Raw genomic sequence first — 16,897 nt, 5'->3', positions numbered from 1 at the left:
AGCCCCCAGTTCTATTACCACTCCAGCGAAGCCGGCTCGCTGCCGAAATTCTTCTCCACCAGAGTGCAGTATTCTTCATAGGCTTCCGAGCCTTCGAACTCTGCCTTCAGGGCGTCCCTGATCCCCTTGTAATACCAGCCTATCGCAGCCTTACTCTGCATGCGGAACCTTTTCCAGAGTTCATCCCCCAACACTGGATAATCCCTGTCGATGTCCCTCATATTGGAAAGCTTATCCGCCAATCCGATCATCTTCACAGGCAGCGGAGCCATCCCAAGGTGCTGGATCGTGGCGCCCTTTCTCTCTTCCCAGCTCAGAGACTTATCCTCGCTCTCCTGCGCCACAATAGACGCTACGCGCTCCCCGAATCTTAGTTTGAGGATCTCTTCCGTCACCTCTTTGCAGTCCTCAATCGTGTCATGCAGGACTGCCGCGCATATAATTTCTTCATCCGCAGTCATCGTGGCCACAATCTCCGCCACCTCCACAGGATGTACAATATAAGGTCTTCTTGTCCCTTTCCGAAATTGCCCCTCATGCGCCTTTGAGGCAAATTCTATGGCTTCATCAATCATTCAAACGGCTCCTCCTCGATGCCTTCCCGCAATCTTGCCTTTTCCTTTTTGTGGAATAAAGCATAGATACACGGTACCACAAACAGTGTTAATGCAGTTCCATATATAAGACCGCCGATCGTCACCACCGCCATCGGCTGTACCATATCTGCACCGGAACCAAAACCAATTGCCATTGTGGACAGGCCCAGAATCGTCGTGAGCGCCGTCATGATAATCGGCCGCAGCCTTGTCCTTCCGGCTTCCACCAGCGCTTCCTTCTGATCCATCCCCTGGGAGATCAGCTGATTCGTATAATCAATGAACACAATACCATTATTGACAATAATTCCAGATAACATAACAAATCCGACCATAGCAATTACACTTACCGGACTTCCTGTGAGCCATAGCCCCAGCAGACCGCCTGTAAATGCAAGCGGAATTGTAAACATGACGATAAACGGCGATCTTAATGACTGGAACTGTGCGACCATGATTAAATACATGAAAACCACTGCCAATGCCAGCATCTTGAGCAGTTCCACCATGGTCTCCCGGATCGTTTCATCCTCTCCCTGCATTTCTGCCGTATAACCGTCCGGCAGTTCATAAGTCTTCATCGCCTTTTCCACACGGCTGCTCACAAGTCCGATATTATCGTCCTCGGCAACCTCGGCCGTCACATTGATATATCTGCTCTGAGCGTTTCTGGAAATGGACTGAAGCCCATATCCGGTCTCAAAAGATGTGATATCCTTCAACGCAATCTGTTCTGTCGACCCGTCCTGTTTTTTTACATCCAATTTCATATCCCGGATTTCATCACGGGTCAACTCCTGATTCTTCTGATCCGCCACTACGATGCCGATCGAAGCCGTATCCATATCCAGCTTTGTTGTGGAGGCCGGTTCTTTCAGTTTCTTAGCCAATTCCTGATAAACCTGGGCAACGGTCAGATTATGGGAAACTGCCTTGTCCTTATCTACGATCACCCGCAGTTCTTCGGTTGTCTCCTCCATTCCGTCGGACACGTTCTTCGTTCCTTTGACCCCTTCCAGTATCCCTGCTATATCCTTTGCAATTTTCTGAAGTTTATCCAATTCCCGCCCTTTTATCTGAACGGATATCCCCGATGCACCGAGGGAACTCATATCCATATTGGACATGCTTAGGGAAAGCTCAACATTTTCTTCCCTGGCCAGCTTTTCTATGGCTTTCTGGATGGCGTTGTCTGACATGGACCGTTTTTCTTTCAGCAGTGCATAGAATTCCACCTGATTCGTCACCGTGCCGCCGCTGCCCATCATGCCGCCGCTCATAACCATACCGCCAACATCACCGATATCTTTGATTTTCCGGAGCTTCTCCGTAAAACGGTCTGCAATCTCTGCCGTATCCTGCAGCGGTGTTCCGTCCGGCGTCTCGATTGACATACTGATCTCCGTGCTCTGCATTGCAGGCATGAACGCGGTTCCCCTTGAAAGAGAAAGCACACCGCTCACCACAAACAAAACAAGGGCGCCGATCAGTACGAGGGGTTTAAAGCGCAGCGCGCCCCGCAGTAACTTTTCATATATGTCTTTCAGATGTACGAAGAACCGGGATTCTTTTTGATCCGTCTTTCTCAGCAGCCCCGCAGACATCATTGGCACAAGTGTAAGCGCCACAATCAGGCTGGCGAGGAGCGAGTAAGCGATCGTCAGTCCCATGTCTACAAAAAGCTGTCTTGCAATTCCCTCCGTAAATACAATGGGCAGGAATACGCATACCGTTGTCAGCGTGGAGGCCATGATAGCCCCGGCAACCTGACGGGCTCCCTGAATGGCCGCTTCCTTTGCCGATGCATGTTCCTCATTGCGCATACGGTAAATATTTTCAATCACGACAATCGAATTGTCTACCAGCATTCCAACACCGAGCGCCAGACCGGACAGCGAAATGACGTTCATCGTCACTCCGCTGAAATACATCAGTACAATGGCCGTCAGAATGCTGATCGGGATGGAGCATGCGATTACAAAAGTCGGACGGATGTCCTTTAAAAACAGCAGCAGAATCAGAATGGCCAGTACTGCCCCAAACAGCAGATTTTGAAGCACGGAGCCGATTACCATGTCTATGTAGACTCCCTGGTTCATCAGAACAACTACTTGGATGTCGTTGTTCTCTTTTTTAATCTGTTCAAAACGTTCCAGAATCCGGTCCGTCACTTCCCCTGTGGAATATCCGGTCTGCTTCTGCACCTGCAGCAGGATCCCGTTTTCTCCATTCAATTTGGCATAGGTTTCATCTGAATTATCTATCCGTTCTACTTCTGCAATATCGGACAATTTAATCGGATTGATCCCCTCCATGTCCACCAGAACCAGATTTTTAAGTTCTTCGATAGACTCAAACTTGTCCCCCACACGGATTAAGTAGTCGATCCCTTCTTCATTTACATAGCCGGCAGGCATATTGAAATTCTGAGCCGCCAGGACGGTCTGGATCGTCTCCGCGGTCAGCATAGATTTTACGTTTGCTGCTGCCTTGGCTTCTTCCTTAGCTGACTTGAGTTCCGCCTCTTTGCTCTTTAACTCTGCCTCTCCGACTGCCAGCTGGGCAGATGCCTCGCTCATCTGCATGGCTGCCTCCAGCTGCGCCGCAGAAAGCTGGGCCCTCGCCTGCGCCAGCGTAATCGTTCCCTCGCTAAGCTGCGCCTGTACCTGTGTCAGCATAGATTTTCCTTCCGCAAGCTCGGCCTGCTTCCGGGTGATCGTCTCCCGGCTCTGAGCCGCCTGGCCAAGTCCCTGCTCAATCGCAGCCATAGATTCATCGAAACGCTCTAAAACAGCCAGCTGTGCGGTCAGCGTTCCCTTTGCTATCAGCAGCTCCGGGGTCTCGCCACTCTCTTTAATTGCCTGTTCAACCTGTTGGTATTGGGATTCTATCTCCGCTCGCTGCCCGTTCAGATCTTCCAGTTCCTGCTTCTGCTGCAGCAGCGCCTGCTCGCTGGCATCGATCTGTGCTACAGACTGCTCCAGCGCAGCCTCTGCCAGCTGGATCTCGCTGAGTTTCTCATTGACCTCCATCTGTCCCTGGGTCAGTTCCGCATCGCTCTGTGCAAGCTGTGCCTCTGCATCGGCCATCTGCCCCGCTGCCTGGCTCTTGCCTGACTCCAGCTGTGCCTTGCCGTTCTCCACCTGGGCCTTTGCCTCGTTCAGTGCGTCCGAAGCTTCATTGAACTTATTGTCCAGCTGATTCTGCACGGAGCCGTCCACGCTGCTGACCTTGTCTTCCTTTACCGTGATCCGGATAGTCTCCTCGATATCTCCGAACGTATTTACCGAGGCCACGCCTTCCAGACTCTCAATCTCAGGGAGCACCTCTTCCTCTATGATCTTTGTGCTCTCCGCCGGCTCTTTGCCGTCTACGCTGATTGCGGGAATCATGACAGGCATCATGGTCGGATTCAGCTTCATGATGATCGGGTTGCCTACCGTATCCGGCCAGTATGAACTGATCTGATCCAGACTCTCCCGCATCTCAATGGTGGCAGAATCCATATTGGCGGTCTGCTCAAACTCCAGCATGACTGTGGATGCATTTTCTCTTGATGAAGAACTGACGGTTTTGATATTGCTGATGGTTGCCATTGCCTGCTCTACCGGCTTTGTCACAGTAGTTTCCACTTCCTCCGGGCTTGCTCCTGCGTACGTAGTCATGATGACCGCATAGGGGAGATTCATATCCGGCAGCAGATCCACTGTCATTTTATCAAAGGATACAAACCCCAGAATTAATATCAGTACCACAGCTACTACAACGGTGTACGGTTTCTTCACACTGAACTTGGATAACATGTGTCTACCTCTTTCTTTTTCGCTTTATGCTTCACCCGGTTCGCCTGAGAATCGAAGTGGAGGAAGGATCTGTTAAATCCCATTTATATAGAAAATCATATCATATGAGCAACCCAATCACAACCAGAAAATGCGGGAGTTTTATAGGGGGAGAACGCAGTACCGTGTTCCAAAACATCAGGGGGCAGGACAGCGGATTTTGCCGGGCTAAAGATTATTTCTTACTGTACAGACTGTGTCGTGCACGCCTGCAGGGTGTGAACAGTAACGATTATTTTTTGTTTGTGGAATGGATTCTGTGAATGGTTGTGGTGTACTTTTTGTGGTACATAGAGTATAATAGCAGAAGAATTATTGAAGTGAGGTTTTTTATGGGACGGAAGTGTGTTCTTATTACGGGGGCGTCCAGAGGGATTGGACGGGCCTGTGCCGCCGCTTTTGGGCGGCTGGGGTATTATGTTTTTGTGAATAGCAGGCATCCCGATGATCTGGCAGGTGTGTGTGGCGAGATTCGTTCGGCAGGGGGAATCTGCCGGGCTGTTCCCGGGGATGTGGGATCCGCATTGGATGTCCGGCGTATCTTTCAGGAGATTGAGGCGGAGGTTCCCGGGCTGGATGTATTAGTGAATAATGCGGGGACTGCATTTATCGGGCTGCTGACGGATATGACGGATTCGGACTGGGACAGGATTCTGCAGACAAATCTGTCTTCGGTGTTTTACTGTTCCCGTGCAGCGGTTCCATATATGGTGTCCCAGAAAGCAGGGAAGATTCTTAATATTTCCTCTATGTGGGGCATTTCCGGGGCTTCCTGTGAGGCGGCCTACTCGGCCTCCAAAGCAGGAGTAAACGGACTGACCAAGGCGCTGGCGAAGGAGCTGGCTCCGAGTAATATTCAGGTCAATGCGATTGCCTGCGGTGTGATCGACACCATAATGAACGCCCAGCTTTCCGAGGAAGAGAGGCAGCTGCTGATGGAAGAGGTTCCGGCGGGACGGTTTGGGACTCCGGAGGAAGTGGCTGAACTGGTTCTTTGCCTGGCGCAGGGACATGCATATCTGACTGGCCAGGTAATTGGGCTGGATGGTGGATTTTTGTAAAAGGTAATGAAATTATGATGTGTTTATGCTAAATAGGTTCAATTAAGATAGATAAAAGGAGTTGTTTTATGTTAAAGGTAAAAGGAATTGAGAATATACCAATGGACTGTTCTATGACAGAGTTTGTGGGCAAGACGGTCCTGGATACGATTGGGCTTGTAATTCCAGGTGTAACCCCCGCTTTGCTGGAGCAGATGCAGCTGCCCAAACCTTATCGCAGCCTTGGGCTGCTCAGCTCCCGGACTGGTGCGGCGGGACAAATTAATGCCGTAGATGAAGCAGTGAAATCAACCAACACGGAAGTCGTATCCATTGAGCTGCCCCGGGACACAAAAGGCTGGGGCGGCCATGGTAACTACATCATCCTTGGCGGAAACAATGTTTCCGATGTCCGCAGAGCCGTTGAGATTGCCGTGGAATATACAACAAAATATGCGGGAGAACTCTACATCAGCGATGCCGGACACCTAGAGTTTACCTATTCCGCAAATGCAGACCAGGCGCTGAATATGGCATTCGGCGCTCCCATTGGAAAACCTTTTGGTTTCTTCTGTGGGTCGCCGGCTGCGATTGGCCTTGTGATGGCTGATCTGGCCGTCAAGTCCTCCCCTGTTGAGATCATCAGATACATGACTCCTGACAGGGGAACCAGCCATTCGAATGAAGTTATCGTGGCTGTGACCGGCGATGCAAGCGCTGTTAAGAATTCGGTACTGACTGCCCGCGAGGCCGGACTGCAGCTGCTGGTATCTATGGGAAGTTATCCGGAGACCCCCTCCGCCCCCTACTTGTTTTAAAATGAAATATCCGCCTAATTGGCAGACTTATTCTCCGGCATTTCTGACAGAAGAGCCGGAGATTTCATTTTTTCCAACTGTCTGTAGGCAAATACAATTGCTATGACAGCCGCCGCGGCATCTGCTATCGGTCCCGCATACATCACTCCGTCTATCCCCAGGAATAAAGGGAATATCAGGATCAGCGGAAGCAGAAAGAGAACCTGTCTGGTCAGTGACATGACAATTCCTAATTTTGCTTTGCCGATAGAGGTAAAGAATCCGGAAGACATAGGCTGTATGCCGTTTGCAAAAGTCATGAACATGAAGATCTCCAGGTATCTGTCTGCAAAATGGAAGTACCGCTCACTGCCGCTCCCAAAAATACTGACTATCTGGCGTGGGAATATCTGAAAACTCAAAAAGAATAATGTGGCGATTGTGGTGCATAAAATGGCTGCTTTTTTGTATGTACTCCTGACTCTCTCATAGTTTCCGGCTCCATAATTGAATCCCCAGATCGGCTGGCAGCCCTGAGAGATTCCGATACAGATTGCCAGAAACACACTGTTCACTTTCGAAATTACCCCTACGCAGGCCAGCGGGATGTCGCTTCCATATGAGGAGGCAGCTCCATAATAGCGGAGAGTATTATTCATGGCAATCTGTACGACAGTCATAGCAAGCTGGTTGATACAGGATGCCATTCCCAGGGCTGCAACCGCCTTTAGATAGACCGCCCTCGGGCGCAGAGCGGAGACTTTCATATCCATTTTCTTATACTTCACAAAATAAAGGATAACAAGAAGCCCGGAAACTACCTGACCAATCACTGTAGCGGCAGCAGCACCTTTAATCCCCCAGTGGAACACAAAGATAAAGAGGGGATCCAGGATTGTATTCAGGATTGCGCCTGTCAACATACTCACCATTGAATAGGTGGGGCTTCTATCCGCCCGGATCAAATGAGTTCCACCAGTTGTTAATATAAAAAAGGGAATTCCAATTGCTGTTATCCCTGTATAGTCCACGGCATAGGGCAGGACTTCGCTTGTCGCTCCGAAAGCATGCAGCAGATGCTCTAAAAACAGGAGAACAATAGCGGCGATTACCACGCCGCTAATAACAAGTGTGGACAGGCCAGTGCCTGCAATTTCACTCGCTCTTTTCTCTTTTCCAGCTCCCATTTCCAGATTATAGTTCGAAGCGCTTCCTATTCCCAGCAGAAGCGCTGTCGCCGTCGCAATTGTTGTAACAGGAAATGCGATATTTGTTGCGGCATTTCCCAGCATACCGACTCCCTGGCCGATAAATATTTGATCTACTATATTATATAGTGCACTTACCAGCATACTGATGACTGCCGGTACGGCAAACTTTCCAATCAGTCTGCCAATAGGTTCTGTACCCAGCGGATTTTGATTTTTGTCCGCGGCGCTCTTCTCATATTTTTCCATAAATCTCCTTTGTAACGTAGGCCTTTACCGAAATCCCCTCCGCCACATATTCTTCCTCCAGAAGCTGTCCATGCCTTCGGATCAGCTGTATTTTCCCGGCTTCCTCAAAAGGATACATTTTTTCGATATAAATTTGGCCGCTGCGTATGATTTCTAAAAGTGCTGTTTTCAGTTCCTCAAGCCCCTGCCCGGTCTTTGCGGATGTCCTGATCGAATACTGTGCCTGGAAATCCCTGAAACTGCCTGCTTCCTCCAATTTGTCCTGCTTGTTAAACAGTGTGATCACCGGTTTGCCTTCCACGCCCAGCTGGCGCAGCGTCTCATATACCACGTACATCTGGCTGTCCATCTGTGGGTTGGAGGCATCCACCACATGTATGATAATGTCTGCATATTTTGCTTCCTCAAGCGTGCTCTTAAACGCCTCTATCAAATGGTGGGGCAGCTTTCGGATAAAACCAACCGTATCCGTCAGCAGAATCTCCTGCTTTCCCTCCAGTTCCAGTACACGCGTTGTCGTGTCCAGTGTCGAGAATAGCATTGCATCCGCCAGGATTCCGGCCCCGGTCAGCGCATTTTCTATACTGCTCTTTCCGGCGGATGTATAGCCCACCAGAGCGGCGATCTTCTTCTGTGACGCCTTCCGCTGGGTGCGTATCAATTCTCTGTGCTGTTCCACTTCACGGAGCTCTTTCTTAAGCCGGCTGATCCGTTCCCGAATCAGTCGCCTGTCCATCTCCAGCTTCTTTTCTCCGGGGCCGCGTGTTCCAATCCCCCCGCCAAGCCGGGACAGGGAATCTCTGAGGCCAACCAGACGCGCAGCCCGATATTTCAGCTGTGCCAGCTCCACCTGGATCTTCCCCTCGCTGCTGACTGCCCTGGCTGCAAAGATATCCAAGATAAGAAGTGTCCGGTCAATCACCTTGCACTCCAGCTCCCGTTCCAAATTGTGGAGCTGCACGGATGTGAGTTCGTCATCACATACAATGCCGGTTGCTTCGGTCTCCCACAGAATTTCCTTCAATTCCAGAAGCTTTCCCTTCCCCACATATGTGACCGGATGCACTGCCTCGCGTTTTTGGATCACACGCCCGGCCACCTCCGCCCCCGCGGTCTTCGCCAGTTCTGCCAGTTCATCCAACGATTCCTCCGTCCGCTCATTCTCATAGAGCTGAATGCCTACAAGAATCATGGATTCCTTTTGTTCCTCAATTTCATATAACGCCATATTGTAATCCCATCAAAGGGGTCTGACCCCTTTGCCCTTCATTTTCAGAATATTCTCAAGTTTTAAAGATCTGTTTGTCCAGATCCGCTATTGTAATCTGCCGCAGACGCCTGCGGCACTGCTGGTCTAGGTCTTTATATACATCTTCCATGACACCCGCCATACCGGAAGCTATCAGACATTTCATCTCCGAGCTGCCGCTCTTCCATCCGGATGTCACAAAGGAAAACTCCAGCGCATCTGCAATTGTACAAAGGTCTGTTTCCTCACTGTTTTTCACAAAAAGGTATCCACCGTCTATTCCTTCTTTTGTCTCCACCAGTCCGGCTTTTTTTAGTTTTACCATAATCTTTCGTATCCTTGCTGCATTCGTACAAATATTTTCTGCCAGCCCTTCACTCGAATATACAGTTCCTTTATGGTTTAAAAAAACAAGTGCATGCACTGCAATAGAAAATTCACTGGTCATCTCTCTCTCCTGTTTCACTGATAATTTCTGCTGATTTTCATATTATAAATCTTTTCCCTGGATATTTCACCTGTTTTTATGACAAAGATATGAATTTATTTCAGCCTGATGAGAAATACAGGGATCGGCGGGTCGTTCTGCCTGTTGTAAAACTGATGTACGATTACAAGCCACTTTCTTGGATCCACGCCTTTCAGGTAAGTGAGAACTGCTTCTTTCTCCTCATAACCCGAATCCTTCCCGCTGTATATGCAGAGGCTCATCACTCCCTCTACTTTCAGAAGCTTCATTCCCTCCTCGACTGCAAGTATGCTTGTCTCTGCTTTTGTGGAGATCCGGTGATCCCCGCCAGGAAGATATCCCAAATTAAAAACGATGGCAGATACGTCTTCTTTCACGTAATCTCCCATCTTTTCATGTCCGTCCCGAATCAGGCATGCCCTGGATCCCAATCCCAGCCTTTTCAGTCTCTCCGCTGTATGTCCCAATGCCTCCTGCTGGATATCAAACGCATACACCTTTCCGGTGCTTCCTGCCAGCCGGCACAGAAACTCTGTGTCGTTTCCATTCCCGGCCGTCGCATCGACACAAACATCTCCCGGTTCAATATACATCTCCAGAAACCGATGGCAGTACTCCGTAATCTGATAACTATATTTCATACGCTTCTCCTGTTATTCATACTCTCTATCTGGTGCTGAGAAAAGCCGCCTCTTTCTGTGCATCCTGGTCATCAGGATACTCGCTGACATACTCCTGTATTTTAGTCTTCGCATTCTCCCAGTCAAGTAACTTTTCATAACATACGACTTCATTAAACTTCATTTCCCGGATCACCTCTGCATCGTCCGTCTCTTCCGCCCCCGCAGTATCCCCGGCCAGCTTAATTCCCTCACCGAATGCATCCAATGCCCCCTTCGGGTCATTCAAATGCATAGAACAGACCCCTATAAAATTATAGAGAACCGCTGTTGCTTTTCCATCATGATTCAACACCTGCTGAAATGCATCCCTGGCCTTCTCATAATCCTGAAGTTCATAACAGGCCATCCCAAGTCCACGGTAGGCTTCTGCCACATCTATTTTTTCCGCTTCCTCCTTCTTTGCAGAACCGCCGGTATCTCCAGAAGAACCGGACGCCTCCTCTGAAGAACCGCCGGTATTTCCTGAAGAAGCGGAAGCTTCCTCTGATATACGGATTGCCTCCTCAAAAGAACTGACAGCCTCCTCATACTGATGTTCCTGCAAATATGCGGTGCCCTCGGACACATAGTCCGTACCGCTGCTGCACCCTGTCAGCAAAAAAACAGCCAGCACAGCGTATATTATAACTTTTCTCATATATGCTCCTTTTATTCCGGATACTTTAATACCCAGAATGAATTCAATATATTAATCAACATCACAGCCATATCCGCAATAATGGCATTCTGCATTGTCACATAGCCAAGCGCCGCCAGGAATAAAAGAATAACCTTCATGCCTATGGCAAACACCAGGTTCTGTTTTACTGCCCGGATCGTGCCCTTCGAAATCTTAATCGCATTCACAATCCTGGAAGGCTCATCTTCCATAAGGATAATATCTGCAGCCTCCAATGCGGCATCCGCTCCCAAACCGCCCATAGCAATCCCGATATCTGCCAGTGCCAGCCCCGGCGCATCGTTAATGCCATCGCCGACAAATGCGAGTTTTTCCGATTCCATCTGGCTATCCATAAACTCTTTTACCTGCTCTACCTTATCTTCCGGCATCAGGTTCGCATACACATACTCAATCCCCAGTTGTTTTGCTGCATCGTCCGCCACTCTCTGGTTATCTCCGGTGAGCATGACTGACTCAATCTGGTGTTTCTGCAGCCAGCGGATCGTCCATTTTGCATCCGGACGGATCACATCTGCAATCAGAATATATCCTTCATATTCCCCGTCCACAGCCACATGCACTGCTGTGCCAATCTCCTGTACCGGCTGATAGAAGAAGCCCTGCTGGTTCATAAACTTGGAATTCCCAATATATACCTGCCTGCCGTCAATCTGTGCACAGACGCCAAAACCGGAGGACTCCTGAATAGACTCCACCCGGCTGCTGTCGATTGACTTGCCGTATGCGGCTCTCAGAGACACCGCAATCGGATGATTGGAATAGGACTCCCCGTAGGCGGTAATTTCCAACAGTTCAGCGTCCTCCATATGCTTCGGACAGATAGCCTTCACATGAAAAATGCCTTCCGTCAGCGTACCAGTCTTATCAAAAACAAACGTCTCTGTTTTCGAAAGCGCCTCCAGATAGTTGCTCCCTTTGATCAGCACTCCCTGACGGGATGCGGCGCCGATTCCTCCGAGAAATGCAAGCGGTACCGAGACAAGCAGACCGCATGGGCAGGCCGCTACCAGGAAAATGAGCCCCCGGTAAAGCCATGTCTCCTGATCTGCCCCCTGTAACATCATGGGCGGAAGAATCATAACAAGTACACCGATCAGCGTAACCACCGGCGTATAAAAACGAGAAAATTTGTCTGCAAAGTTTTCACTCTGTGCCTTATTATTGTTGGCATTCTCCACCAGTTCCAGAATCCTGGATGCGGTAGAATCTGCATATACCTTGGATACTCTGGCCTCCAGCACGCCGCTGATATTAATGCTGCCGCTGTAAAGCCGGTCCCCAATCTTCACTTCTCTTGGTTCCGACTCCCCCGTAAGGGCCTTTGTATCTACCATACTCATCCCCTGCGTGATGACCGCATCCACCGGGATCCGTTCTCCCGGCTTAATTACAATAATTTGTCTGGGCTGCAGTTCCCGGGGATGTACCTTTTCCTCTCTGCCGCGCATCTTACGGTTCGCATATTCCGGACGGATATCCATAAACTTCGCAATAGACTTCTTCGTTGCGGACAGAGAAATGACTTCTATTGTCCTGCCAAACTGGAAGAATAGGATTGCTCCCACTGCTTCCGTGTATTTGCCAATTGCTAAAGCGCCGACAGTCGCAAGGATCATCAGCAGATTCTCATCAAAAATATGTAACCTTTTTACATTTTTCAGTATGTCCCAGAATATTCCCAGTGACATAACCAGATATGGGAGCAGGAACAAAAGCAATTCTGTCCTCCCCGTCATATCCCAGTGCCTGACCGAAAACAATGCATTGATGTATAATAGCAGGCCGATTCCAATTTCAATGCATTTCTTTCTAACTTCCCTTGCCATCTTGGCCCCCTTATTTACCTTTCACCGTGATTCTATTCTCTAATATGTTCCAGCCCCTGGTTCATAATAGTCTTGATATGACCGTCAGCAAGAGAATAGAACACCGTCTTCCCTTCCCTGCGGTTCGTAACCAGCTTCATCTGCTTCAATACCCTGAGCTGGTGAGAGATCGCTGACTGCGTCATACTCAGCGACTGTGCAAGATCGCACACACACATCTCCGACTGCCACAGCATACATAAAATTTTAATCCTGGTAGAGTCCCCAAACACTTTAAAAAAATCTGCCAGATCCTGAAGCTCCTCAGGTTCCGGCATGTTCTCCTGAACCTTCTTTACAATATCTTCGTGTACATGCATGAAATCACAATGTTCCACTTCCAGTTTTCCCATATACCGAATCTCCCTTCATATGAACAACCGTTCAGTTATTATTATACGAAAAATACGCTGACGGGTCAAGCAATGCAGGCTTGTCTGTCCTTTATATCATTCCCATTTTTCTGGGTACTTATAAAAAAAGGAACGCATACTCAACGGTCTGCGTTCCTTTCTTAAGATTTTTTTAATTTATTTCCCGGAACGATCGTGTTACAGCTTCTTATAAAGCACTCTCATAGAATTCAAAATGCAAAGCACCGCCACTCCCGTGTCCGTAAAAACTGCCATCCACATGTTGGCAAGGCCTGCAAGGCCCAGTACCATTACCATGATTTTGACAGCCAGGGCAAACACTACGTTCTGCCGCGCTATAGATCCTGTTGTCCTTGCAATCTGAAGTGACTGGGGAATTGCCTCCATAGATGACGTCATAAATACCACATCCGCTGCCTCTATGGCCGCATCTGCCCCGCTACCCATTGCGGCGCCTACGTCAGCCCCCGCAAGAACCGGGGCATCGTTAATCCCGTCACCCACAAACATGACGCTGCCATGGGCCTCGCGAATACGTTTCAATTCCTCCACCTTATTCTCAGGAAGCAGTTTTGCATGAATTTCATCGATTCCGGTCTCTTTACCCACCGTCTCAGCGCTCTTTCTGGCGTCTCCCGTCAGCATAGCGGTAAGAATACCCATCCGTTTCATAGCAGCCACCGCCGGTTTCGCGTCTGCCTTAATCGTATCCGCAATCACAAGCTGTCCGGCATACACCCCATTCAACGCCAGCAGTACTTCCGTACCGTATGAAGCATCTGAATACTGGCTTAACTCTACCTCATATGCTTCCAGCAATTTTCTGTTGCCGCACAGTACAATCCCTTCGTTTAACTGCGCTTTCACACCTTTCCCCGAAATCTCTTCCACGGATAAGGGACGCTGCAGGCCGATTGTTTTCTCCTCGGCCGCAGTAACGATACTCACGGCAATCGGATGTGTGGATGTCATCTCACAGCTGCCCGCAAGAGCCAGCAGCCTTTCTTCGTCAAATCCTGCCGCCGGCACCACATTCTGAAGGACAAAGTTTCCTTCCGTAATGGTTCCGGTTTTATCCATAACAATGGACTTTACACCCTGCAGAGCCTCGATGGCGACACCGCCTTTAAAAAGAATGCCTTTTCTGGAACCTGCACCGATTCCTGAAAAGAATGCCAGCGGTACACTAAGCACAAGGGCACAGGGACAGCTGATCATAAGAAATGTAAGCGCTGTATATACCCAGTAGTTCCAGTCCCCCGTTATCAGGGAAGGAATCACTGCTGTTGCAGTTGCAAGAGCCACTACAAAAGGAGTATACACTCTTGAGAATCTGGTAATAAACCGGTCAATCTTCGGTTTGCTTGCCGCCGCATTTTCCACAGAGTCCAAAATCCTGGTAACCATGGAGTCTTCCAATATCTTATCAGCACGTATTTTCAAAAGCCCCGATGTATTTACACAACCGGATGTAACAGCATCCCCGGCCTTGGCCGCCACAGGGACTGGCTCTCCTGTCACCGGTGACGTATCAATACGGCTTTCCCCTTCTACGATCGTACCATCCAGGGGAATCCTGTCGCCGGGCCGCACAAGAAGTATATCACCTATACGCGCTTCCTCCGCAGGAATCACCAGAGTCTCTTTCCCAACCACCTTGTTGACTACCTCCGGCCGCATGTCAATTGCATCCATAATCTGGCTCCGGCTTCTGGAGACTGCGATTTCCTCAAACAGTTCCCCGACGCGGTAGAAAAGCATAACTCCCACAGCCTCCAGGTATTCGCCAATAAGAAATGCCCCCAGGGTTGCAATGCTCATAAGGAAATTTTCATCAAACACATGACCTTTGCACAGGTTCTTTGCCGCAGTAAGCAGCCCGGCCCTTCCCAGTACGAGATACCCGATTAGAAACAGGATCAGCGAGAGATTTCCACTCACCCTTTCTGTCAGTATCCCTCCTGCCATAAACACAGCCCCAATGCCGATCTCCCAGAAATCCTTCTTGTTCTCACTGAATTTCCCTTTAGATGCGGTTTGCTGACGGGCCGGTTTTCTATCTCTCTTAGAGACAGTAACTTCACTCTCTATGGAAGAACAGATTTCCTCGAATACCGGAAGCAGTTCTTCCTCCGTATTGGTTACCACCTGCAGCTGCTTTGTCGCAAAAATAATGTTTGCAAAATCAACCTGGGGCAGCTCCTGTATTTTCCTTTCCATTTTGGCTGCACAATTTGCACATCCCAGGTTTTCCAGAATATAAACCTGCTTCTGTACATGGTCAAATGCATGATTCATCTCACGCTGCTCCACCGCCTCATGATTATGTCCGTCACTGCTATGACTGTGCCCGCCGCTTCCATGGTTGTGTCCACAGCTGCAGGTTTCGCCATGATGATCATCATCATGTCCATGGCTGCCGTGGTGATCATGATGACTGCCGCATGTCTCCCCATGTCCATGTTTATGCTCATGTGCTTCCTCATGCTTCTGTCCAGTGTGAACCTCATAATAATGTTCTTTTCCGGAATTGTGATCATGCCCGCATCCGCAAGCCGTACTCTCTGGATTTATCTTTTTATTCAAAGCCTGTTGTGCCATACTCGTACCTCCAATGCTTATACATATGAATAACTGTTCATATGTTCATATAAACACATCCAGCATAAATTGTCAATACCTATCTATAAAAATTCAAAAAATTTACCCATCGAATACCTTAAACGCTCCATTTATACGTTACAATGCTCATACCAGCGGGAAGCCTTATTAATTAATAAAAAAGCCAACATATTGAACAATGCCGGCAAACACAGCAGTGCAGCCTGCACTCCCGTATATGTCGGCATTGTTCAACATGTTGGCTTTCATTATTATCGTCCAATGATCTCATTACTTCTTTCACTTCTTCTGCCCCCAATGACATTAGCCGTAATGTCATCGAGCCGCTCTTTCTCATGCTCACTGCTTTCTTCTACAAGGCATGCCTGAATAGCCTCATTCAGAGAGAGCATCTTATCATCAAGTTCAGCAACCATCTGTGCACATTCCCGGAGATCCCGGCTAATATAGTCCGGCGCATTCCCTTCGAACTTATAATAAATCTTATGCTCCAGACTTGCCCAGAAATCCATGGCAATTGTCCGGATCTGTATCTCAACTTTGGTATCCACGACACTGTCGGATAAGAAAATGGGCACTGAAACCAGCATATGATAGCTCTTATAGCCGCTTTCCTTCGGGTTCTTTATATAATCTTTAATAGAAAGAACCTTCAGATCGCTTTGATTCCCGATCATCTCGGCCAGACGGTAAATATCAGATGTAAAAGAACAAATCAGACGGACACCCGCAATATCATTAATATACTTAACCATATTCTCAATTGATGTCTCATGCCCGTACCGTTTCAGCTTCTTTACGATACTTTCCGGAGTTTTAATACGTGTCTTAATATGTTCAATCGGATTATACTGATGTACATGCTGAAATTCATCGTTCAGAATCTCCAGCTTTGTCCCAACTTCTTTCAGCGCAGCATTATATAAAAAAATAACCGTTTTCCAGCTATCTACATCTTCATAATTTTTGATAGCATCGTGCATCTGCAGTTCTCCTCTCAATTTGGAAAATCCCCCTTTCCCAATCCTTTCTAGTATATCATAAAACAGACTTCATGTCAGCCAGTTCATTTTTTTTTAACAAATCGGGATTTAGTCGGCTAGCTTTAGCCTAGTCGACGGACGGGGACGCTTCATGACAGGGAGGCCGGGGAGGCGCTGGGGCTGTATATGCCGTTGCGATATGCACCCGTGCTGCTAAGTGTTTCTAGAACAGCCGCTG

13 protein-coding genes are annotated in these 16,897 nt (G+C 48.7%); 2 read left to right on the top strand and 11 right to left on the bottom strand.

Translation table 11 applies throughout. From position 1 onward, the window contains the following. Positions 1 to 14: 14 nt before the first annotated feature. Positions 15 to 575 (bottom strand): HD domain-containing protein, encoded by a 561-nt coding sequence (locus tag ARB69_RS11890; protein ID WP_025656473.1) that lies wholly within the window; start codon positions 573 to 575, stop codon positions 15 to 17. After that, positions 572 to 4,399, bottom strand: a complete 3,828-nt coding sequence (locus tag ARB69_RS11885; protein WP_055153284.1) for an efflux RND transporter permease subunit — start codon at positions 4,397 to 4,399, stop codon at positions 572 to 574. The genes ARB69_RS11890 and ARB69_RS11885 overlap by 4 nt, the downstream gene beginning before the upstream one ends. Positions 4,400 to 4,770: 371 nt before the next feature. Between ARB69_RS11885 and fabG the strand changes: the two genes are divergently transcribed. Then, positions 4,771 to 5,499 carry a 3-oxoacyl-ACP reductase FabG gene (gene fabG, locus ARB69_RS11875; RefSeq protein WP_025656471.1) on the top strand — a complete coding sequence of 243 codons (729 nt, stop codon included), beginning with the start codon at positions 4,771 to 4,773 and terminating at the stop codon, positions 5,497 to 5,499. Positions 5,500 to 5,567: 68 nt separating this feature from the next. Next, positions 5,568 to 6,296, top strand: coding sequence for a microcompartment protein PduB (gene pduB / locus ARB69_RS11870; RefSeq protein ID WP_025656470.1), 729 nt, complete (start codon positions 5,568 to 5,570; stop codon positions 6,294 to 6,296). 14 nt (positions 6,297 to 6,310) lie between these two features. Here the strand turns inward: pduB and ARB69_RS11865 are convergent, their stop codons facing one another. The 9 genes from ARB69_RS11865 to ARB69_RS11825 all read right to left on the bottom strand — a co-directional run bounded on the left by ARB69_RS11865 (position 6,311) and on the right by ARB69_RS11825 (position 16,659). Then, positions 6,311 to 7,732: an MATE family efflux transporter gene (locus tag ARB69_RS11865; protein ID WP_055153280.1), complete on the bottom strand. Its 1,422-nt coding sequence runs from the start codon at positions 7,730 to 7,732 to the stop codon at positions 6,311 to 6,313. Next, positions 7,719 to 8,960, bottom strand: a complete 1,242-nt coding sequence (gene hflX, locus ARB69_RS11860; RefSeq protein WP_055153278.1) for a GTPase HflX — start codon at positions 8,958 to 8,960, stop codon at positions 7,719 to 7,721. Before hflX ends, ARB69_RS11865 begins: the two co-directional genes overlap by 14 nt. Positions 8,961 to 9,015: 55 nt before the next feature. Then, on the bottom strand, positions 9,016 to 9,429 hold the full coding sequence (locus tag ARB69_RS11855; protein WP_050640153.1) for an RrF2 family transcriptional regulator: 414 nt from the start codon (positions 9,427 to 9,429) through the stop codon (positions 9,016 to 9,018). A gap of 95 nt (positions 9,430 to 9,524) precedes the next feature. After that, positions 9,525 to 10,091 carry a class I SAM-dependent methyltransferase gene (locus tag ARB69_RS11850; protein WP_055153277.1) on the bottom strand — a complete coding sequence of 189 codons (567 nt, stop codon included), beginning with the start codon at positions 10,089 to 10,091 and terminating at the stop codon, positions 9,525 to 9,527. A 25-nt stretch (positions 10,092 to 10,116) separates the two neighbouring features. Continuing rightward, a complete protein-coding gene (locus tag ARB69_RS11845) occupies positions 10,117 to 10,770 on the bottom strand; it encodes a tetratricopeptide repeat protein (protein WP_055153275.1) in 654 nt (217 codons plus the stop codon). An 11-nt stretch (positions 10,771 to 10,781) separates the two neighbouring features. Then, positions 10,782 to 12,641, bottom strand: a complete 1,860-nt coding sequence (locus ARB69_RS11840) for a heavy metal translocating P-type ATPase (RefSeq protein WP_050640156.1) — start codon at positions 12,639 to 12,641, stop codon at positions 10,782 to 10,784. Between the two features lie 32 nt (positions 12,642 to 12,673). Continuing rightward, positions 12,674 to 13,033 (bottom strand): ArsR/SmtB family transcription factor, encoded by a 360-nt coding sequence (locus ARB69_RS11835; RefSeq protein ID WP_050640157.1) that lies wholly within the window; start codon positions 13,031 to 13,033, stop codon positions 12,674 to 12,676. Between the two features lie 198 nt (positions 13,034 to 13,231). Next, a complete protein-coding gene (locus ARB69_RS11830; RefSeq protein ID WP_083487083.1) occupies positions 13,232 to 15,655 on the bottom strand; it encodes a heavy metal translocating P-type ATPase in 2,424 nt (807 codons plus the stop codon). Positions 15,656 to 15,927: 272 nt separating this feature from the next. Next, complete coding sequence (locus tag ARB69_RS11825) at positions 15,928 to 16,659, bottom strand: GTP pyrophosphokinase (protein WP_050640158.1); 732 nt, start codon at positions 16,657 to 16,659, stop codon at positions 15,928 to 15,930. Positions 16,660 to 16,897 lie beyond the last annotated feature (238 nt).

Origin of the sequence: Faecalicatena contorta (assembly GCF_001404335.1) — a bacterium.
Classification (GTDB): domain Bacteria; phylum Bacillota; class Clostridia; order Lachnospirales; family Lachnospiraceae; genus Faecalicatena; species Faecalicatena contortus_B.
The sequence above is the reverse complement of the archived record's forward strand: the minus strand, read 5'-3'. Positions and strand labels throughout refer to the sequence as shown.

Bases quoted from the DNA above. Each gene is read 5' to 3' on its own strand.
- ARB69_RS11890 (WP_025656473.1), bottom strand. From the start codon at position 575: ATGATTGATGAAGCCATAGAATTTGCCTCAAAGGCGCATGAGGGGCAA.
- ARB69_RS11885 (WP_055153284.1), bottom strand. From the start codon at position 4,399: ATGTTATCCAAGTTCAGTGTGAAGAAACCGTACACCGTTGTAGTAGCT.
- fabG (WP_025656471.1), top strand. From the start codon at position 4,771: ATGGGACGGAAGTGTGTTCTTATTACGGGGGCGTCCAGAGGGATTGGA.
- pduB (WP_025656470.1), top strand. From the start codon at position 5,568: ATGTTAAAGGTAAAAGGAATTGAGAATATACCAATGGACTGTTCTATG.
- ARB69_RS11865 (WP_055153280.1), bottom strand. From the start codon at position 7,732: ATGGAAAAATATGAGAAGAGCGCCGCGGACAAAAATCAAAATCCGCTG.
- hflX (WP_055153278.1), bottom strand. From the start codon at position 8,960: ATGGCGTTATATGAAATTGAGGAACAAAAGGAATCCATGATTCTTGTA.
- ARB69_RS11855 (WP_050640153.1), bottom strand. From the start codon at position 9,429: ATGACCAGTGAATTTTCTATTGCAGTGCATGCACTTGTTTTTTTAAAC.
- ARB69_RS11850 (WP_055153277.1), bottom strand. From the start codon at position 10,091: ATGAAATATAGTTATCAGATTACGGAGTACTGCCATCGGTTTCTGGAG.
- ARB69_RS11845 (WP_055153275.1), bottom strand. From the start codon at position 10,770: ATGAGAAAAGTTATAATATACGCTGTGCTGGCTGTTTTTTTGCTGACA.
- ARB69_RS11840 (WP_050640156.1), bottom strand. From the start codon at position 12,641: ATGGCAAGGGAAGTTAGAAAGAAATGCATTGAAATTGGAATCGGCCTG.
- ARB69_RS11835 (WP_050640157.1), bottom strand. From the start codon at position 13,033: ATGGGAAAACTGGAAGTGGAACATTGTGATTTCATGCATGTACACGAA.
- ARB69_RS11830 (WP_083487083.1), bottom strand. From the start codon at position 15,655: ATGGCACAACAGGCTTTGAATAAAAAGATAAATCCAGAGAGTACGGCT.
- ARB69_RS11825 (WP_050640158.1), bottom strand. From the start codon at position 16,659: ATGCACGATGCTATCAAAAATTATGAAGATGTAGATAGCTGGAAAACG.